This window comes from Plantactinospora sp. CNZ321, from assembly GCF_004217235.1.
In genome coordinates this window covers 6,558,631-6,578,054 of the sequence record NZ_SHKQ01000001.1, presented here as the reverse complement: position 1 = coordinate 6,578,054, position 19,424 = coordinate 6,558,631, and the positions used below count along the sequence as shown (strand labels likewise).

The 19,424-nt window shown below is 74.7% G+C and carries 14 protein-coding genes; 2 read left to right on the top strand and 12 right to left on the bottom strand.

Features of this window, described 5'->3' with window-relative positions:
* The first annotated feature begins 52 nt into the window (after positions 1-52).
* Entirely contained in the window at positions 53-1,384 is a 1,332-nt protein-coding gene (locus EV371_RS28495; RefSeq protein ID WP_130464762.1) for an erythromycin esterase family protein, read from the top strand.
* A gap of 86 nt (positions 1,385-1,470) precedes the next feature.
* Here EV371_RS28495 and EV371_RS34735 read toward each other — a convergent pair whose 3' ends face one another.
* The 6 genes from EV371_RS34735 to EV371_RS28465 all read right to left on the bottom strand — a co-directional run bounded on the left by EV371_RS34735 (position 1,471) and on the right by EV371_RS28465 (position 9,349).
* Positions 1,471-2,760, bottom strand: a complete 1,290-nt coding sequence (locus EV371_RS34735) for a bifunctional helix-turn-helix transcriptional regulator/GNAT family N-acetyltransferase (protein WP_486484823.1) — start codon at positions 2,758-2,760, stop codon at positions 1,471-1,473.
* A 192-nt stretch (positions 2,761-2,952) separates the two neighbouring features.
* Positions 2,953-4,137, bottom strand: coding sequence for a type III PLP-dependent enzyme domain-containing protein (locus EV371_RS28485; RefSeq protein WP_486484822.1), 1,185 nt, complete (start codon positions 4,135-4,137; stop codon positions 2,953-2,955).
* 247 nt (positions 4,138-4,384) lie between these two features.
* Positions 4,385-5,956, bottom strand: coding sequence for an IucA/IucC family protein (locus EV371_RS28480; protein WP_130464760.1), 1,572 nt, complete (start codon positions 5,954-5,956; stop codon positions 4,385-4,387).
* A gap of 57 nt (positions 5,957-6,013) precedes the next feature.
* On the bottom strand, positions 6,014-7,768 hold the full coding sequence (locus EV371_RS28475) for an IucA/IucC family siderophore biosynthesis protein (RefSeq protein ID WP_486484821.1): 1,755 nt from the start codon (positions 7,766-7,768) through the stop codon (positions 6,014-6,016).
* Positions 7,769-7,793: 25 nt separating this feature from the next.
* Positions 7,794-8,996 (bottom strand): ATP-grasp domain-containing protein, encoded by a 1,203-nt coding sequence (locus tag EV371_RS28470; RefSeq protein WP_130464759.1) that lies wholly within the window; start codon positions 8,994-8,996, stop codon positions 7,794-7,796.
* Positions 8,997-9,160: 164 nt separating this feature from the next.
* Positions 9,161-9,349, bottom strand: coding sequence for a CsbD family protein (locus EV371_RS28465; RefSeq protein ID WP_349340835.1), 189 nt, complete (start codon positions 9,347-9,349; stop codon positions 9,161-9,163).
* Positions 9,350-9,570: 221 nt separating this feature from the next.
* On the opposite strand from EV371_RS28465, the gene EV371_RS28460 reads away from it, so the two are divergent.
* Positions 9,571-11,157, top strand: coding sequence for an SMI1/KNR4 family protein (locus EV371_RS28460; protein WP_165436861.1), 1,587 nt, complete (start codon positions 9,571-9,573; stop codon positions 11,155-11,157).
* Positions 11,158-11,187: 30 nt separating this feature from the next.
* On the opposite strand, the gene EV371_RS28455 is transcribed toward EV371_RS28460, so the two are convergent.
* The 6 genes from EV371_RS28455 to EV371_RS28430 all read right to left on the bottom strand — a co-directional run bounded on the left by EV371_RS28455 (position 11,188) and on the right by EV371_RS28430 (position 19,284).
* Positions 11,188-11,925 carry a cellulose binding domain-containing protein gene (locus tag EV371_RS28455; protein WP_130464756.1) on the bottom strand — a complete coding sequence of 246 codons (738 nt, stop codon included), beginning with the start codon at positions 11,923-11,925 and terminating at the stop codon, positions 11,188-11,190.
* Between the two features lie 70 nt (positions 11,926-11,995).
* A complete protein-coding gene (locus EV371_RS28450) occupies positions 11,996-12,379 on the bottom strand; it encodes a DUF742 domain-containing protein (protein ID WP_349340837.1) in 384 nt (127 codons plus the stop codon).
* A gap of 6 nt (positions 12,380-12,385) precedes the next feature.
* Positions 12,386-12,805, bottom strand: a complete 420-nt coding sequence (locus EV371_RS28445) for a roadblock/LC7 domain-containing protein (RefSeq protein ID WP_130464755.1) — start codon at positions 12,803-12,805, stop codon at positions 12,386-12,388.
* A complete protein-coding gene (locus EV371_RS28440; protein ID WP_165436860.1) occupies positions 12,777-15,029 on the bottom strand; it encodes a nitrate- and nitrite sensing domain-containing protein in 2,253 nt (750 codons plus the stop codon). The genes EV371_RS28445 and EV371_RS28440 overlap by 29 nt, the downstream gene beginning before the upstream one ends.
* 218 nt (positions 15,030-15,247) lie before the next feature.
* On the bottom strand, positions 15,248-17,875 hold the full coding sequence (locus tag EV371_RS28435; protein ID WP_207230634.1) for a helix-turn-helix domain-containing protein: 2,628 nt from the start codon (positions 17,873-17,875) through the stop codon (positions 15,248-15,250).
* Entirely contained in the window at positions 17,872-19,284 is a 1,413-nt protein-coding gene (locus EV371_RS28430) for an Hsp70 family protein (protein ID WP_130464753.1), read from the bottom strand. The genes EV371_RS28435 and EV371_RS28430 overlap by 4 nt, the downstream gene beginning before the upstream one ends.
* Between the last annotated feature and the right edge of the window lie 140 nt (positions 19,285-19,424).

Genomic DNA, 19,424 nt, shown 5'->3' with positions numbered 1-19,424 from the left:
TCCCCCGCCACACCACGGGTTTACCGTCCCGGGCCGTGGGGTAGCCGCGCCCATGCAGGTTCACCGGCTCGGGGCACCGGACGACTTCGATCCGCTGCTGGAACGGATCGGCTCGGCTCGGGTGGTGATGCTCGGCGAGGCGAGCCACGGCACGTACGACTACTACCGGCTGCGCGAGCAGGTGACCCGGCGGCTGATCGCCGAGTGCGGCTTCTCGTTCGTCGCGGTGGAGGGCGACTGGCCGGACTGCGACCTGGTGCACCGCTCGGTGACCGGTGCACCGGGCGGCGACGACGATCCGCAGCGCGCGCTGGAGCGGTTCCAGCGATGGCCGACCTGGATGTGGGCGAACGCCGAGGTGGCCCGCTTCTGCCGGTGGCTGCGGGCGTGGAACCTGGACCGGGCGGACGATCTGCGGGTGGGCTTCCACGGGCTCGACGTCTACAGCCTGTGGGACTCGATGCAGGCGATCCTGGACTACCTGGGCGAGGAGGACCCGGCGTCGCTGGAGGCCGCCCAGGAGGCGTACCGGTGCTTCGAGCCGTACGGCAGCCGGATCGAGGAGTACGGGCTGGCCAGCCGGTTCGTCTCGGCCCGGTGTGAGGACGAGGTGGTGCGGCTGTTGGCGCGTACCCGGGAACGGGCCGCCGCCGACGGTGCCGACGCCTTCTCGGCCTGGCAGAACGCGGCGGTGGTGGCCGGCGCGGAGCGGTACTACCGGGCGATGGTCGGCGGCGGCCCGCAGTCCTGGAACGTCCGGGACAGCCACATGATCGACACCCTCGACCGGCTGCTCGACCGCTACGGCCCGCGGGCCCGGGCGGTGGTCTGGGCGCACAACACGCACGTCGGCGACGCCCGGGCCACCGACATGGCCACCGGCGGGATGGTCAACATCGGCCACCTGGCGAGGGAGCGCTACGGCACCGACGACGTGGTGCTGGTCGGCTTCGGCAGCTACCAAGGCAGTGTGGTCGCCGCCAACCGGTGGGGTGCGCCGGCCGAGGTGCTGACCGTGCCGGCGGCCCGGGCCGGCTCGGTCGAGGAGCGGCTGCACCACCTGCTCCCCGAGCGGGCCCTGCTGGTCTTCGACCCCGCCACTCGGGGCGCTGCGCGCCGGGGCGCGGCCGACCGGGGCGCTGCGCGCCGGGGCGCGGCCGACGGGGGCGCGGCCGACCGGCCGGACTGGCTGGTCGAGGAGGCCGACCACCGGGCGATCGGAGTGGTCTACGACCCGTCGTTCGAGGCGTGGGGCAACTACGTGCCGACCCGGCTCGGCGACCGTTACGACGCCTTCATCTGGTGCGACCACACCACCGCCCTACACCCGCTGCCCGCATCACCGGCCCCCGGCGAACTGGAAACCTACCCCTCCGGGGTCTGACACCTTCCGCTGCCGAGACGGGAGGCACTACTTCACGGAAGGAGTGCCTACAGCGCGCGGCGAGCCCACTCTTTCCCTGAAGTAGGTCACCGGTAGGGGATTTCCTCGACGGTGCTGGTGCCGGAGCCGGTGCGGGATTCCCAGGACCAGGTTTCGTGGAGGCGGAGGCGGTTGTCGGGCAGCATCGAGATCCGGCTGTGGCAGTGGCCGGTGGAGGTTTCGCCGGCGGTGTTCAGCTGCACGTAGCGGAAGTCGAGGGTGTCGCCGTCCCGGGTGCCGACCAGGTGGCCGCGCCGGACACTGCCCCCGGAGTACGCCGCCGAGATCTCTCCGTCGCGCTCCCGGTAGTCGAAGACGGTTTCGGCGCCGACCTCGCCGCCGTCGACCTCGGCCACCGCGCGGAACCGCCGGCCGTCCAGCGAGGGCGGTGAGCCTCCGGGTACGCCCCCGGCGACCGTCCGCTCGAAACAGACCTGGTTGTACGGGCTGTCGCCGTACGCCGGGATCTCCCGGTAGCCGGCCGAGCGGTAGAGCGCCGCCGCCTCGGGCAGCGATCGGTGGGTGCCCAGCCGCACGGTGTGCAGGCCACGGGTCACCGCCTGCCGTTCCAACTCGGCGAGGAGCCGGCGGCCGAGCCCCAGGCCGCGGGCGTCGCCGTGCACCCACAGGTGGCAGAGTTCCGCGACGCCCGGCCCAAGGGTCCGGATCCCGCCGCAGCCGACCGGGCGCCCCTGCTCGTGGGCGACCAGGAACGCGCCGCCGGTCCCGCCGAGTTCGGCCGGGTCTGCCAGGGCCCGGCTGTCGTATCCCTCGGGGAACCGGTGCGACAGTTCGGCGGCGTACCCGGTCAGGCACTCGCGGGCGGCGGCCGAGTCGGCCCCCATGCCCTCGATTGTGACGGTGGCCAGCCGGAGCAGTCGGCGGGTGCGCCGCTGGGCCGCGATCAGCTCCGCCCGCTGCGTGCCGGTGAGCGGCGCCAGCAGTTCGGCGGCGGCGGCGGTCGACCGCCGGTCCAGCTCGGCGAGTTCGGCGGTGCCGGCGGCGGTCAGCTCGGCGATCCGGACCCGACCGTCCGTCTCGGCTGTCCGGAGCTGGACCAGGCCCTGCCCTTCGAGGGAGCGGAGCGACCGGCTGAGGTAGCCGGAGTCCCAGCCGAGCCGGCCGCGCAGGTCGCGGAGGGCCGCCCCCGCCCGCCGCGCACCACTCGGCCGGGCTCCGGCGCCGATCTCGTAGAGCAGCCGCGCCTCGCTGAGCGGGCGGTCCTGCCCTAGATAGCGGTCGGTGAGCAGCCCGATCCGCTGGGAGTAGTAGCGGTTGAAGTCGCGGAGCGACCGCGCCTGTTCGATCATCGCCCCCTGTGCGGGCATCCCGGTCATTCCTCTGACTGTAGTCAGAGATCCCCGCGCGGTCAGTTCTCCAGCGTTGCGACGTCGGTGATGCCCACCATGTGGAACGGCCGTCAAGATTCTCGGAGACCTACGGTTCCCTACGAACCACAGATCACCAAGAATCTTGCGGCGCCTCACCTCGGTGAGGTGCGGTGCGGGGCGGGGCTGGTGTCTCGGTGGTCAGTCGTTCGGCACTCCGGTCCGGAACTCGGGCGGATCGTGCATCAGGAAGTCCCGGTGACTGATGTTCCAGGCGTACGCGCCGGCCATGCCGAAGACGATCGTGTCGCCGGCCGCGATCCGGCCCGGCGGAGGCAGCCCGGCCGCGTCCGGCACCCGGGCCAGCACGTCCTTCGGGGTGCAGAGCTGCCCGACGATCGTCACCGGGCCGGCCCCGGTGACCGGCCGGGGAAACGGATAGTCCCACTCCGACCGGGGCAGCACGGTGAACGGCTGCGAGTGCCCCTTCGCCGCCGGGGTGCGGATCTGGTGCGTGCCCCCGGTCACCACCACGAACCACTCGGCACCGGAGCACTTCACGTCCAGCACCCCGACCCGATAATGTCCACAGTAGACGGTCATCGCGCGGCCAGGCTCGATCCGCAACGTCCGGCCGGGATGCGCGGCGAGCAGCCCCGCCAGCGCGGCGCCGTACGCCGGCCAGTCGAACCGGGCCGCCGGATCGGCGTAGTCGACCGCCATGCCACCGCCGACGTTCACCTCCCGGGCGTCGAGTTCGGCCACCGCCCACTCGACGACCGTCCGGGCCACCTCGGCGGCGGCGGGCGCGCCGAGCCCACTGCCGAGGTGAGCGTGCACGCCGCGGATCCGGATCCCCGGCAGATCGAGCCGGGCACAGGCCCGCGCGTCCTCCGGCGACATCCCGAACGGGCTCGGCCGGCCGCCCATCACCAGCACCGCCTCGCCGACCGGCACCGGCAGGTTGACCCGGAGCAGGACGTCGGCGACCGTACCCCGGGTCGCGGCCAGCCGGGCGAGCCGGCGCAGCTCGGTCGGGGACTCGACGTGGAACCGGCGTACCCCGGCGGCCAGCCCGGCCACCAGTTCCGCATCGGTCTTGCCCGGTCCGCCGAACGCCGCCGGGGGAGTGCCCGGGAAGACCTCGGCCAGGTGCCGCAGCTCGCCGCCGCTGGCCGCCTCGAAGCCGTCGACGTGCGGCGCCAGGGTACGCAGGATTCCCGGGTCCGGGTTCGCCTTCATCGCGTACAGCAGCTCGACCCCGGGCGGCAACGCGGCCCGGATCGTCGCCGCCGAAACGTCCAGCCCGGCCAGGTCGTACCAGTAGCTCGGCTTGGCGTGCCCGGTCACCGGGTCGCCGTTCGTACGCGCTGCGGGACTCGCCAACCCCGGCTCACTCCTCGCGCTCACTGAGTCTGGGCGGCCTTTCGGTAGTTGCCCTTGGTCACTCCTTGCTCCATTGCTCGGCAAGCGTGTCGACATCACGCAGAAACCCGTTAAGCTTCTCGTCTTCGAGATCTCCTAGGAACTTCCAGAGGAGCAGCATTTCATTTTCTATGATCGTTTGCTGATTGAGTTGTTCGAGTGCGTCTGCCTTACCTGTCTTGACTCTGACGGGACCGGCTCGCGCTCATCAGCGGTCTCCGCCGAGCGGATTGGGAAAGGGCAGGTAGTCGGCGTGCCGGTCGGCGGCCCGCTGCCAGCGCACCAGCAGGTTGGCCTTGACCGGCAGCGGTACGCCGGCCAGCAGCGCCCGCAGCCGGGGCGGATCACCGAGCCGGGCCGACGTCTCGCGGACCACCTCGCGCAGCGTCGCCCAGAGCCGCGCCTCGACCCCGGGGTGCGCGTCGGCCAGCGCCCCGGCCAGCTCCACCAGATGGTTGACGAAGAGGCAGTAGCTGACCCGGTTGAACGCCTGCTCCGGGTCGTACCCGATCGGGGCCGGCAGCCGGGCGAGCCAGTCGGCCCGGCGTTCGGTGTCGAGCTTGACGCCCTCCAGGTCGCGCAGCAACATCCGCACCGGCCACCGCTCGGCGTCCAGCACCACCACCACGTTCTGCAGGTGTGCCTCGTGCACCACTCCGTGCCGCCCCCAGAGTTCCAGCACGGCCGGAACGAGCAGCCGGACGTACGCCTCCCACCAGCCGACCGGATCCGCCACCGCCAGCGGTGCGGCGGCCAAGGCAGCGGCGAGCAGGGGCGTCTCGCCCTCGGCCAGGTGCGGACGTAACCCGCCGCGCAGGATCACCCCGTACGTCTCGTCCAGCTCCGGCAACTCCACCGTCCGGTACGCCGGCTCGGGCAGCAGCGCCACCCCGGCCGGCAGCGGCAGCCCGGCGAGGAGCCGGGTGAGCGCCACCGCGCCGGTCAACTCGTATCGGGCATTCTTCCGCACGCAGTTGGTGATCCGGACGTGCAGGCTGGTCTTGACGAACAGGTCGGCCCGGGGCGCGTAGAGGGTACGCACGCTGGCGGTCGGGCGCAGTACGGCACCGGCGGTCCCGAGGTCGCGCAGCCGGGAGTCGAGCGGGCCGGAGAGCTCGTACTGCCACGGGTGCACCGGCAGCACGGCGTGCCCGGCCGGCGCTCGGGGCGGATCGAGTACCTCGATCAGCTCGTCGAACGGTCCCTCCGAGCCGAGCAGTCCCTCCGGTACGGCGATCCAGCGCAGCCGCAGGCTGGTACGCAGCTCCGGGGCGTACGCGTTCCACGCATCGACGTCGCCGCTGCGCCACTTCGGGGCCGGGTGTCGGGGATGACCGTGCACAAGCGACTGTTCGGAGTCCACGTAGGAGTCGACGACCGGGTCGCCGGTCGGGTCCGGATCGGCCGGCGGGCGCAGCCGGAGTACCCGGTCCAGCGCGTCCCGGCTCGCCACCACCTGGCCGGTGAACTCGTCGTTGCGGACCCCGGTGCGCAGGGCCAGCTCGTCGGCGACCAGGGTGGCGAGCCCGGCCGCGTCGACCGGTGACCAGACGCCGCCGGAGAACCGCTGCACCGGGCCCTCGTAGCGGTGCGCACCCACCTCGGAGACCCGGGCCACCGCGCAGCGCAGCAGTACGGCACTGCGCGGCAGCCGTACCACGGCGTGACCGTCGGCCAGCGTGGTCTGCCGGTCCGGACCGGCGATCTCCCGGGCGACACAGCCGAGCAGCGTGTGCGTGCTGGCGACGTCGGCGGTGGGCCGGGACACAGCGGCGGTCATCGACAGCTCCTTGCCACGACGCGGCCGGCCCGGGCCGCGCTCACCATCGGACCCCGCTCACCGATCGGACCGCAGGTAGTTGGGGCCGGTACGCAGGTAGTACTTGTTGATGTCGGCACAGCCGGTGCGCTGCTTCGGCAGCAGTGTTCCAGCGGTGAGCATCGCCTTGACGGGTAGGCGGTCGGCGGTCAGCACGCGTTCGGTGAGCAGCCGCCCGGCGGCGGCCGCGTCCCAGCCGGCGGCCGCGTCCCAGCCGGCGGGTGGGCCGGCCCAGCGGTCCCGGGCGGCGAGCAGCCGGTGGCGCAGCGCCGGACCCGGCGCCGGTACCGGTACGCCCCGCTCGGCGAGGGCGCGCAGCGGCGCGGCCGCGGCGAGGTGCAGGGTGATCGTGGTGAAGACGTCGGCCAGCTCGCCGGGGTCCGCGACCCACATCCGCTCGTCCCGCAGCGCCGGCCCGGACCGCCGGGCCAACCGGGCACCGTCGTTGTCCTTGTAGAGCAGCCGGAGCCCGCCACCGGGGGAGGTGTCGTCGGGCGGGTCGAGGACCAGGTGGATGTTCTGCTGGTGCGCCTCCAGCGCGATGCCGTGCCGCAGCCAGAGATAGCCGTGCCAGTCGACCAGCAGGTCCAGGTAGGACTCCAGCAGCGGGCGCGGGTCCGGCCCGCCCACCCGCTGCGCGACGGTCCCGCCGGCCGGGTCCTCGGCGGCCAGCGCGGCGACCGGGACCACCGCCCGCCCGACAAGCCCGGCCGGGAAGCGGCGGACCAGGAAGGACCGGACCGGGTCGCCGGCATGGCCGTGGCAGCTCTCGTCGGCGTGCAGGATCCGGCCCGCGAACGCCGGCTCGGCGGCGGCGATCCGGGCCAGCAACCGGTGCAGTTCCGCGCCGTCGACCAGGGTGCCCGGCGCGATGGTACGAACGTTGCGGGCGCCGAGCGTCGCCGTGGCCAGCGGCAGCTTCAGGTGCGTGTACGGGTCGGCGACCAGCGCCACCGTCCGGGTCGACAGGGTCGGCCGGACGCGCACCTCGGGCACGTCACCGCCGACCGGCAGGCGCAGCCGGTCGGCGGTGACCGGATGCACCGGCAGCAGCACGGTCTCCGGCTCCCCGGCCGAGGGCCACCAGCCCGGCAGCGCACCGCTCAGGGTCAGCTCGGCGCGGGGCACCGGCAGCCAGCGCAGCGCGAAGGTCGGGGCGTGTTCCGGGGCGTACCCGAGCAGGGCGGCACGGTCCAGGCCGATCCGGGCCCGGCTGGTCGGATAGACCGGGTGGTCCGCCCGGGCGGCCAGTACGTCGTCGAGCAGCGCTCCGGCCATCCCGTCCGGGGTACGGGCACGGGCGGCGAGCAGGTCGGCGTGGACCCGGTAGCGGGTCTCGGCGGCGAGCCGGCGGGCGACGAGATCGTCCCGGCACTCGGCGCGGAACGCGGCCCAGCCCGCCTCGGCGTCCGGATCGTCCACCGGCGCGAGAACGTCCAGCAACTCGGCGAGGCGCCGGACCACCCGCCCCGGGCCACCGGAGTCGATCTCCCCGTCCGATGACACCCGCTTCCCGTCCGGCCCGCCGTCCGGCAGGACCACGAGCTCCGGCCGGGCGGTACACAGCTCGTGCTGGAAGCCGTCGGGCCGGACCGGCAGCCGCAGCCGGGCGCCGGGGATCCGGGTCAGCCACCACCGGCCGCTGCGGTGCCCGTTGCCGGCCAGGCCGAGGTGGTCCTCGCGGAGCAGCGCGTCCAGTACCCGCTGGAAGAGCTGCCGTTCGGCGGCGTCCACCCGCTGCGGGAGTTGCCGACCGGCGCCGGTCCCGCTCACCGGGCCGCCCCGGAGTCCAGGGTGGTCAACCCTCGATCTTCCAGCGGTGGGTCGCCCGGAGGTCGCGCAGTGCGTCACGCACGGACCTCGGGTCGGGGCCGATGGCGTGCAGCGCGGCCAGGTAGTCCCGATTGGTCCCGGTCAGCGGTGCGGTCACGCCGACGGTCCGCAGTGGACGGGAGCCGAGCAGCACCCCGGCCGGCCCGGTCGCGTCCACCGGGCCCGGTGCGGCGACCAGGGTCCCGGAACGGGTGGCGCAGACCCACTCGACCCGGGCGTGCCGGTTCAGGCTGACCGGGTGGGGCAGCGCGGGCAGCGGCTCACCGGAGTGGATCCGGATCACGTGCGCGAAGAGTGGCAGGTCGAGCAGGTCGGCCATCACCAGGTCGACCCGGTCGCCGATCAGCCGGTAGTTGACCTCGACCAGCCGGGCCCGGCCGCCGGAGACGACGAACTCGGTGTGACAGGCGCCGAAGCCGACGCCGAGCGCGTCGAGTTGGGCGAGTACCTGGGCCAGTACCGGCGCCGGCAGGTCGGGCGCCCAGTCCAGGGCCTCCTCGGTGAAGGTCGGCGGCGGGCCGAGGCTGGTCCGCCAGCCACCGAGCACGGCGGTGCTGTTGCCGTCGCCGATGGTCTCCAGGGTGTGCAGGTCGCCGGCCAGGTACTCCTCGACCAGCAGGCCCTGACCCGGGCGGCGGGCCCGGATCTCGGCGACCCGGCGGCGCAGCTCGGGCATCCCGTCGACCAGGTAGACGTCCTCGCTGGCCACGCCCTCCCGGGGCTTCACCACCGCCGGGAACGGCACGGTCGCGGCCCGCTCCGGGGGATCCTCCGGGCCGAGCGCCAGCACGGCCACCCGGTCCAGTCCGGCGTCGGCGACGGTACGCCGGGTCAGCAGCTTGTCCTTGCTCCGCAGCGTCGCCCGCCAGTCCTTGCCGGGCAGTCCCAGGTATGCGGCGGCGAGCGCGGTAGGGGTCTGTAGATGGTCGCTGTTGGACAGCAGTGCGACCGGTGGCTCGCCGCCCCGGTGCACCGCGTCGAGTACGCCCCGCACGTCGCGGACGTCCGCGCCGGACACCTCCGCTCCGGACCGCTGTTCCGGGCTCGTCGGCCAGGCGTCGGGCTGGTCGGTCAGTACCGTCACCGGCAGCCCGAGTCGGGCGGCCGCCGGCAGGAAGCCGTCGAGTACCGAGTCGGTCGGGTTGAGCGCGGTCAGGTAGAGCCGCACGGCATTGCTTCTTCCTTACTAAGGTAAGCCTCTCCTATTTCGCAGTTAGGTTAGCCTTGCTCGCCGCCGAATGGAAACCACGACACAGGTAGCGCCGGCACGACGAACCCGGGTGGTGGGTGCCCAGGGTCGAGGCAGCCACCACCCGGGTTCGGGTGCGGAACTCAGGGCCGGAACGCGTCCCGGGTGTCCCGTGCGGCGTCGCCCACGTGGTCACCGGCCTGCTTGACGTTCGCCTCGGTCTGCTCGGTGGCGCCCTCGGCCTGAAGCCGCTCGTTGTCGGTCGCCTCGCCGACCTTCTCCTTGGCCGCTCCGGCGACTTCCTCGATCTTGTGCCGGATCTTGTCTCCCATGCCCATCGTGTCCTCCAGATTTTTCGCCGAGCTGCGGTCCGCATCTCGCCGTCCTTCAATTGCCCATCGGCACCCCGGGCGAAACGGGCGCGGCGGCGGTCTCGGTCGGCCGGAGCGGTACCGCGGGTACCGGTCGGTTTCGGTAGGCTGCGGGCGACCTGGGAGGCAGGCGGGGGTGACCTGGGGAGGCCGCGATGTCCTGGCCGGACGGTGGAGCGTGGGTGGTTGCCCCGACCTCGTCGGGCGCGAGCTGGGCCCTGGCCACCGCCGCCCTCTGCGCGGCGTCGACGGCCCGGACGGCGGTGCTCCGGATCGTCGACGACAATCCCGGCGACAATCCTGACGGCAGTCCTGACGGCAGTCCCGACGACATCTCCGATGGCGGTCCCGACGACCGGCGCACGCTGCTGCGGGACAGCCTCGTCAGCCATGTCGAGGTGCGCGCCGATGCCGCATCCCCGGTGGGCGTCGACGACCTGGTCGGGCTCGTCGGGGCGCTGTCGCGCACCCACGGGCTGGTCCTGGTGACCGGGGCACCCGGTCTCGTCGTACCGCTGGGTCGTGCCGGCTGGACCCTCGCGGACCTGGCCTGGGCGCTCGGCGCCCCGATGGTGCTCGTCGCCGACCTGGGGCCGGACGCGGCCAACCACACCACGCTGGCCCTCGACGTCCTCGCCGGACGCGACCTCGCCGGAACGATCGTCGCGGTCGGCGACGGCGACGAACTCGCCGGGCTGCCGGTCGGGCTGGCCGGCCGGATCCCGGCTGACGCGGCCGACCGGCCGGAGGAGTTCCGGGCGGCGGCCCCGGGCTGGCTCGATCCGCTGCTGCACGCCACCCGTCGCCCAACCGCCACCACCGCTGCCGCGCCGCCCGGGGCTGCACCGCCGACCACACCAGGCAGCGACCCGGCGGAGCCGCCGGGTCGCCGGTTGGTCCGGGCCCCGGCCCGCCGGACGGTCAGCGGCAAGCGGGTGCTGATCGTCCTGCTCGTGGTCTTTCTCGGCTCTGTGCTGCTGCTCTGTGGCCTGAACGTCGTCGCGCCGACCAATCCGGCCACCGTCACCCGGTACCGGATCGGCACGACCCAGGTCGCGCCGGACGACACACGGCCCTCCGCCCGGCTCCCGGTGCCGGTCACCACCTGGCCCACCGCCCGGCCCCCGGTGCCGCTCCGGACCCCGACTCCGTCCCGGTCGCCGTCGGTCGCCGCCTGCGCGCACCCGACCGGAAAGGTCGTCCCCACCGTGCCGGACGCGGCGACCAGGGCCAGGGTCGACGCCGCCTGGCTACGCATCGAGCGCTGGCTCGCCCGGCATGCCCCGCGTAGCCGGGCCGGCCTGCGTCCGCCCGCCGCGCCGGCCCGGATCGCCGCCCTGCAGACCCGGATGTCGGTGCCGTTCCCGGCCGACCTGGTCGCCTCGTTGCGCCGGCACGACGGCGCGGACGACTTCGATCTGCCCCCCTTCTACCAGCCGATGCGGCTCGACCAGATCGCCGCCGACATGGCGGTGAACTGCAGGGTCCGAGCCGATGCTCCGGTCGACGAGGACTGGTGGCACCCGTCCTTCGTGCCGTTCGCGTCGGCGGGTGACGGTGGAAGCCTGCTGGTCGACCAGCGGCCCGGTGGGCACGGCCGGGTCGGCGAGTTCTATCCCGAGGACGGTACCGGGTTCGACGGCTGGCCGGCGTCGGTCGCCGAACTGCTGAACGGGGTGGCGAGGTCGCTGGAGACCGGCGAGCCGTACGCCGGACGGTACGGCCCGACCGTCGACGCCGAGGGCCGGCTCGACTGGACGATCGAATAGCGACCCGGCGGGAGGATCCCTGGCGGGAGGTTACGCCTGGCAGGGGCGGTTGTTGATCGTGCAGGCGGTGGGCTCGCCGTCGATCAGCGCGCCGTCGACCCGGAAGCGCACCTGCACCGAGCCGCGCGGCGGCACCCGGCTGGTCGCCCGGTCCGGGACGAAGGTCCAGGTGGCGCCCTCGCGGCTGGCCTGGGCACCATCCACCGCCGCGACGGACTGGGTCTGTCGGGGCAGCGTGATGACGAGCCGCCAGCCGGTGGCCGGACCCGGGCCGGGGTTCGTGATGGTCACCGAGGCGGTGTAGTTGAGCAGCGTGACGTCCTCGGTCGCGTACCGGGCGGTCAGGGTCGGCGGCGGGGCCGGTGACGGGGGCGCCGGGCGCTGCGGCCTGCTCCGGGTCCCGGCCCGGGACGGGGTCGCCGACGGCGGCAGCGGCGAGGCCGCGGGCGGGGTCGCGCTGCCACTGACCCCGTCGTCCGTGCCGTCCCCGGGGTCCACCTCGGCCTCGGCCGACGGCGGCGGCGCCACACCCAGCGGAGCCATCCGGTCCGGCGTGCGGAACAGTGTGACGACGAGGAATCCGGTGCCGATGACCGCGACCAGCGCCGCCGCGACGATCAGGCCCGCCGCCACCCGGTCACCGCGACGTACCGGCAGCAGCCCGACCATCCGGCGGGCCAGGGCACGGACCGCCGCGACCCCGGCGAGCAGTGCGTCCAGGACGGCGACCGGCAGGGTACGCGCCGGACGTTGTCGAACCTTGCGCACGTGACTCCCCTTTCGCTGCACGGGCGGCGACACCGCGCCGCTCTCGCCGGTCAGGCCCGGGCCCTGCGGATCAGAGGGCCCGCAGCCCGGCGAGCACCGCCTCCAGCAGATCCTCCGAGGGCGCGTCCAGCACCGGTGGCTCGTGGGTGTCGATCAGTCCCGCCTCCAGCAGGTCGCCGAGAAGCACCCGTACGGTGCCGACCGGCAGGTCCAGCGCGGCGGCGATCTCCGCCACCGAGAGCGGCCGGCGACAACTGGCGAGGATCTCGGACTGCTCCGGAGTCAGATCGGCGCGCTGCGGCACCGGCCAGCGGGCCACCACCAGCGAGATCAGATCGAACTGTCCCCGAATCGGCTGCGTCCTGCCCCGCGTCATCGCGTACGGGCGGACCACCGGCCCGGCGTCCTGGTCGTACCAGGCGTCGTCGTGCCGACCTCCTGCACCGGTGCGCACCGCGTGTCACCCCCCGGTCAGATCATCGGCCGGTACCGGAAAGGTGGGCAGGTGCGTGTCGGCCCGGCCGGCCGCCAACGCCACCTCGTACGCCATCTCGTCGACGTCGGCGTCCCCGGCGAACCGGACGGCGAGGATCGCGCCGCCCCGGGTCGCGGCCACGAAGAGGAAGGCCCGGTGCATCTGCACGATGACCTGCCGGACCCCGCCGGGACCGGAGTAGCGGCTGGCGGCCTGGGCCAGCGCCTGCAACCCGGCGACCACACTGGAGAGCTGGTCGGCGAGTTCGCCGCCGACTCCCCGGGAGACCCCGAGCAGCAGCCCGTCGGGGGAGAGCGCCACGGCGTGCTCGGCCGCCGAGACCCGGTCCACGAACTCGTCGAGTATCCGGACCAGGTTATCCGTCGTGACCACTGCGTGAGTCACCTGTCGTCCTCTCGCTGCTTTCGGGTTGGTCGTCGCGGGGTGCCGGGAGCGCTACCGGCAGCTCCATCGTCGCCGACCAGTCGGTTGCGGCACGCCGGACCGGCGCGCCGTTCGGAGCGGAGCCGGCCCCCCGGCTCGGGATGCCGACCGGGGAGCCCGGGTCCGGACGGCGGACCCGGACCGGCAGCGCCGGGGCGGCCCCGGGTCGGGGCGCACCAGCCGGCGGTCCGACGACGGTGTCGGCCGGCCGCCCCGGGGCGGCGGTGGTGCCCGGGGCAGGGGTCGGTGCGGGATCGGATGTATCGATCAGCAGCGTAGCCGGCACCAGCACGATCGCGGCCGTCCCGCCCCGAGGGCCGGCCGTCAATTCGACGGTGACCCCGTGCCGGCGGGCGAGCCGGCCGACCACGTACATCCCGACGGCGCCGGTGAGCGGGCCGGTGTTCGGAGTGTCCCGGATCAACTGGTTGAGCGCGTCCAGTTCGGCCGGGCCCCGGCCCACACCGTCGTCGCTGATGATGATCACCCGACCGCCGTCGCGTACCTCGTTGGCGATCCGGACCGTGGTGGTCGGGGCCGATCCGGCGAGCGCGGCCTCGACGAGTTCGGCGAGCAGATGGATCAGGTCGGGCAGGGCCCGTCCGGCGACCGACCCGGACCAGTTGGGCGCCACCAGTACCCGTGGATAGTCCGAAACCTCGGCGACCGCGCCCCGCACCACGTCGACCAGCGGCACCGGTCGCCGCCACCGCCGGCCGGGCGTACCGCCGGAGAGGCTGATCAGCTGTTCCACGTTGCGCCGGATCCGGGTGGCGAGGTGGTCGAGCTGGAACAGCTCGGACAGCTCCTCGGTTTCGGTCTCCCGCCGCTCCATCGCGTCGAGCAGACCGATCTGCCGGTGCAGCAGGCTCTGGTTCTCCCGGGTCAACCAGACGTTGACCTCCCGGGCCCGTTGGTGCGCGGCGAGCCGGGCCGAGATCTGCGCGGCCCGCTCGGTCACCCGCTCGGTCTCCGCCTGCCGTCGCCCGGTCTGCGCCACGAGCTGCTCCCGCTGGCTGGCGAGCCGCTTGCGCTGCGCGGCCAGCTCGGTCGCCCGGTCGGTCAGCGTGGCGGCCCGGTTCCGCTGGGCGGCCAGCTCCGCTCTCAGGCCGTCCCGGGCACTTGCCAGCGCGGCGTTCTCACCGCCCAGCTCGTCGAGGCGGGCGACGATCCGCCGGGAGCCGCGCAGGGTCAGTACGGCGGCGGCCACCAGCACCACCAGGCCGAGTCCACCGACCAGGCCGGCCCGGGTGACCACCCCGGCGGCGCCCCGGGTGGCCCGGTCGACGCTGTCCCGGACCCCGGCGGTGACCAGGGCCCGCAGTTCGGACAGGGCCGGTTCGGTCGCCGCCTGCCAGCGGGCGGGCGGGACCGGCGGGTTTCCGCCGTTCCAGTCGGCCGCCAGGAGTTCCGTCTCGGCGGCGTGCAGGGTGGCGAAGACCGGACCGTCGACCAGCCGGTCGAAGTCGGCCCGCTCCGCCCCGGACAGTCCGCTACCCGCCTCGGCCCGGACGAACCGGGCCACCGCGACGAGGTCGACCAGCCGGGCGTGCTCCGCCGGGGTCAACCGGGGCGAGGCGAGCGCCCCGGCCACCAGGGCGTCCTCCCGGGAGAGCAGCTCGGCGGCGCGGGAGAGCGCGAGAAGGGTGCGGGTCTCCTCCATCAGGTCGCTGCGCCGGCTGGTCCACTGCGAGCCGTACACCGCGAAGCCGGCGTCGATGATGTTCGCGTACGACGCGGCGGCGCTGGCCCGGTCCACCCGCCTGCCGTCGATGTCGTCGCGGAGCGACCGGAGGTCGTCCAGGCGCCGGATGAGTTCCGCCGCCCGTTCCCGGACCCCGCCGACGGTGACCAGCCGGAGATCCGTCTCCCCGGTGAACCGCCGCAGCGCCCCGACCGCCGCGTCGGTGCGGCCGCGCTGTTCGCGCAGGGCGGCCCGGTGCCGTCCCGGCGCGGCCAGCTCGACCATGCTGAGCCGGCGTTCCGCCTGGAGGCCGAGGATCAGCGCGTCGGTCGGCTGGCCGAGCTGGGTGCCGAGGGCGCGGACCGCGAGCAGGTCCATCGCGTCCCGGGAGGTCAGGAAGGTGGCGTAGCTCCAGAGGACGGTCAGGACGACGAGCAGGGCGGCAGCCTTGGCCACGATCCGGCTGGGCACCGGACCGACCGGCCGCTCCGCCGAATCCACCGGCCGTGTCCGGTCACCCGGCTGTTCCGCCGGCCGTGTCCGGTCACCCGGCTGTTCCGCCGGCCGTGCCCGGTCACCCGGCTGTTCCGCCGGCCGTGCCCGGCCGACCGGGCCGTCCACGGGTGCGGCGTCCGCCGGGGTACGGGTGGTACCCCCTCGGGCGGCACCCCCTCGACGGAGGCCGGAGCCGAGCGCCGCCATCCGCCGGGCCGCCGCCTTCACCGTGCCGTCCGCTGTGGCCAGGGCGAACCGACCGGACGGCCGCCGGATCGCTCCTCGACGATGGCACGCAGCCGGGCCAGCAGCTCGCTTCGGTTCGCGCAGTTCAACCGCTGACGCATCCGGGCCACGTGGTGTTCGACGGTCTTGGCGGAGATGAACAACCGGTCGCCGATCTGCTTGTACGTCAGGCCGCTGAGCACCAGTTCCGCGACCTCCCGCTCCCGTTCGCTGAGCCGGTTCTCGGCCGGTACCGCGATGTCGTCCGCCACCCGGCCCGGTCCGGTACCCGCCGCTGCGGTGCCGCCCTTCGCGCCGGCCGGTCGGCCCTGGAGCATCCGGGCACAGTCCAGCAGGGTGGTCATCGCCTTCCGGTCGGAGGTGCGGATCGCGGCCTGGCCGGCGAGCCGTGCGCCGTCCCAGCAGAGTCCGATGCCGTGCAGGCCCCGGGCGGCCGTCTCCACCCGCGCCGGGTCGACGGCGCCGCGCAGCACCTCGACCCAGCTCTGCCCGGCGGCGGCCACCACCGAGGCGTACCGGGTGTGCCCGGTGGCGGCGGCCAGCGCGGCGACGTGCTCGTCCGCCACCGCCGGCCGGTCGGCCAGGATCGCGGCGTGCAGGCAGCTCCAGTGCAGCGGAGTCGTCCACAGTGGTGGGTCGCCCAGCCGGGCCAGCAGGTCCCGGGCCTCGCCCAGATAGGGGGCGAGCCGGTCCAGCTCGCCGAGCCGGGCGGCGGCGATGGCGAACTCGCCGAGCGGCAGCAGGGTGAACAGGTCGACCGGGTGGCGTACCACCGCCTCCCGGGCGCGTTCCCAGCCGCGTTGCAGGGCCGGCAGGTCGCTGTTGCGCCGGGCGGTGCCGAGGTCCAGCGCGGCGGCGAAGATCAGGTCGCGGGATTCCAGCGGTACCGGGCCGGCGGTGACCGCCGCCAACTGTGCGGCGGCCTCGGTGGCCCGGCCGCGGACCATCAGCAGCCAGGCCTGGAGCAGTCGGTGCCGGCGGGCGGTCAGCGCCGCGCCGAGCCCGGCGGCGACGGCCCGGTCCAGGGCCCGCTCGCCGATGTCCAGCTCGCCGCAGTGCAACGCCACCAGGGCGGCCAGCGCCGCCGGGGTCTCCGGCAGCAGCACCGACCGGCCGGCCGGTTCGAGCAGGGCGGACGCCTGCACCAGAGTGGAGAGGGCGGCGGTGGGCGGGCCGGAGAGAGTCTCCCGCAACCCTCGGGCCATCAGCAGCGCGGCACTGGCGAGCAGCGTCGGCGGACCGTCGGCGGGCGGGTCGGCGAGGATCCGATCGAGCTGCTCGACCCGGCCGGCGCCGGCCGCGCCGATAGCGGCGAACGCCAGCGAGGACGGGGTACCCGACCAGCCGTACAGCTCGACCGCGCGATCCGTGTGGCCCCGGTGCACCAGCGCGGTCGCGGCGACCGCCGCCCCGTCCGCCCGGTCCGGCGAGTCCGGCGCGGCGATCAGCCGGTCGGCCAGGCGCAGCGCGGAGTCGAGGTCGGCGGAGAGCGCCGCCGCCATCGCCCGCCGGGCGGCGACCGGCCGCCCCGCCGCACCGGCAACCGCGAAGAGCCGGGCCGCCAGCGCCGGATCGTCGCCCAGCGCCTCGTCACCGGCGGCCTCCGCGACGCCGGCCGGGCAACTGCCGCCGAAGCCGCCGTCGAGCATCGACCGGACCAGCGGGAGTACCCGGCCGCCACGCTGTAGCTGCAACTCCGCCAGGCGCTGCCAGACGGCCGCCCGCTGGCTCGCCGGGCTCAGCGCGGCGATCGCCCGCCGGACGATCGGAGCGAGCCGGTCGTCCGGCCCGAGCAGCCCGGCGGCCCGGGCGGCGGCCAGCAGTTCGTCGAGCTCGTCCGGGTGCCGGGAGAGCAGCGCGCCGAGCAGGTCGGTGGGGAGCGCCGGGCCGGCCGCCATCGCGAGCAGCAGCCGGCGTACCTCGATGTCCAGGCTCTCCAGCTCCGGCGCGAACTGGAGCAGTACCGACCGGGGCACCTCCAGGGTCGGCGCCGGGCGGTCGGCACCGGTGTGCGGCCGCTGCACGCGAGCGGGCCGGCGGTCGGCCGGGCGCTGCGCCCGGGCCAGCCACTCGACGAACCGGGGTACGCCACCGGTCTGCTCCTGCACCAGCCGGGCGACCCCGGGCGGGGGTGCCGAGCCGTACGCGGTGCCGAGGTAGGCCGCGGTGCGCGCCTCGGTGAACGGGCCGGGCAGCACCGGTGGACCGCCGCGGTGCAGTACCTCGGCCAGCTCGGTCAGCCCGACCGGCCGGGGCCAGGGCCGGAACGCCACCGCCAGCCGGGCCCGGCCGGTCTCGGCCAGCCGGCGCAGCTCGGCCAGGGCGGTGGCGTCGAGCAGGTGGGCGTCGTCGACCAGTACGGCGCAGTCCGGGTCCGCCGGGTCGGTCAGCTCCCGCCAGGAATCGAGCACGGGCACCCCGGCCCGCTGGTAGCCCCGGCGCAGCCGGGCCAGTACGGCCGTCTTGCCGTGCCCGCCCGCCGCCTGTACGGCGGTGCAGAGCGGTGCGCCCGGATCGGCGTCGACCCGGGCCAGGAAGGCGGTGGTCTGCTCGTCCAGTACGAGCGGGGCGTCGGTGCCGGTACGCGGCGTCAAGGCGGTCGTCACCGGCCCCACCCGGGCGGGGCGGCGACGGTCAGCGGATCCGCCCCGACGGCCGCGCCGAGCAGTAGGCCGAGCGCGGCCACCAGGACCGCCAGCCCGATGACCCGGCTGTCGCGGCCGGACCCGAGGCGGGACAGTGCCCGCATCGGCAACTCCAAGGGGGTGATCTTGACCGGCGGCCGGGGCGGCAGTGTGGAGCGTTCCTCGTCGTACCGGCCGGGTTCGCGGCCGTCGCCGGGCCGGCCGGGTTGCCGGCGGGCCGGGGATTCCGCGCGCCGGGCACCGGGTCGGGGTGGGCGCATCACCGGCGGGCGGGGTGGTGGCCGGTTGCCCCGCTGCCGGTCCAGCAGTTGACTGCCGGCCACCGCGGCGCCGGCCGCGACGGTGAGCTGCGGGTCGGCCTCGACCTCGACGGGTACCGGGAATCTGGCCGCGAGCAGCTCCCGCACCAGCGGGATCCGGGCCGAGCCGCCGGCCAGCAGGACGCCGTCGAGCCGGTGCGGCGCCAGGCCGCAGGACCGGACCGTACGGGTCAGCTCGTCCACGGTCAGCGTGACGGCGGGCCGGATCAGGTCTTCGAACTCGGCGCGGCGTACCGGCACCCGGGTCTGCCGGCCGGGCAGCCGGACCGGTACGTCGGCGGTGTCGGCGGCGGTCAGTTCCGCCTTGGCCCGGCGGCACTCCCGGCGCAGCCCGAGCAGGGCCTGCCGGACGAGTGGATCGGTCGGATCGGCGAGTTCCTTGGCCAGCCCGGCGCGGACGTGTTCGACCAGTGCCTCGTCGAAGTCGGCCCCGGCGGGCGGCTCGGCGTCGGCGAGCCCGCCGCGCAGGTCGAAGCCGAGTGGCTGGGCCCGGTCGACGACGGCGGTGGAGTAGGTGTGCCCGCCGAGGAGGTAGACCCCGAGGGTCCGGCCGGTGAAGCCGTGCGCGGCGTGGCTGGCCGCCGCGAGGACCGGCGCCGGCAGCAGGGTCACGTCGGCGAGGCCGACCTCCCAGAGCGCATCGCCGAGCAACTGCCGTCGGTAGTCGCCCCAGCCCGCCGGATGGCTGAGCACTATCGCCTCTGGACGTTCGCGTTCCTGGTCGACCACCCGCTCGACCACCCACATCGCGAGCATCGCGGTGAGCGCCTGCGCCGAGCACGTCTCGCCGCCGACCAGCAGCGGTACGTCGTCGCCGATCCGGTTGCCGAAGCCACGGGCGACCCAGCCGCTGTCGACCGGGCCGTCGTACTCGTCCGGGTCGGCAACCGTGATCGACCGGTTGCTCGACATCAGCAGGACGGAGGGGACGGAGCAGCCCGCCGGCCCGAGCCGGACGGGTTCGGGGGGATCCCAGCTGTTGCCCCGGAGGCGGGCGACAGCGGCAGCCGTACCGGTGCTGCCGATATCGATTCCGAGGACGTAGGGCATCCGATCATTCCTTCACCGCGAGTCATCACCCCGGGACGGCGCGTACCGTGTCGCAGCCCATCCGGGCACGACCCCGGGCGGCTGGGATCGCCCGGTGGGCCGTTAGGGAGTCATCTTTTCGTACCAGAGATCTATCCGCC

Excerpts from the sequence above, each read along its gene's own strand:
- EV371_RS28480 (WP_130464760.1), bottom strand. The coding sequence starts at position 5,956 with ATGACCGCCGCTGTGTCCCGGCCCACCGCCGACGTCGCCAGCACGCAC.
- EV371_RS28465 (WP_349340835.1), bottom strand. The coding sequence starts at position 9,349 with ATGGGAGACAAGATCCGGCACAAGATCGAGGAAGTCGCCGGAGCGGCC.
- EV371_RS34735 (WP_486484823.1), bottom strand. The coding sequence starts at position 2,760 with ATGACCGGGATGCCCGCACAGGGGGCGATGATCGAACAGGCGCGGTCG.
- EV371_RS28495 (WP_130464762.1), top strand. The coding sequence starts at position 53 with ATGCAGGTTCACCGGCTCGGGGCACCGGACGACTTCGATCCGCTGCTG.
- EV371_RS28430 (WP_130464753.1), bottom strand. The coding sequence starts at position 19,284 with ATGCCCTACGTCCTCGGAATCGATATCGGCAGCACCGGTACGGCTGCC.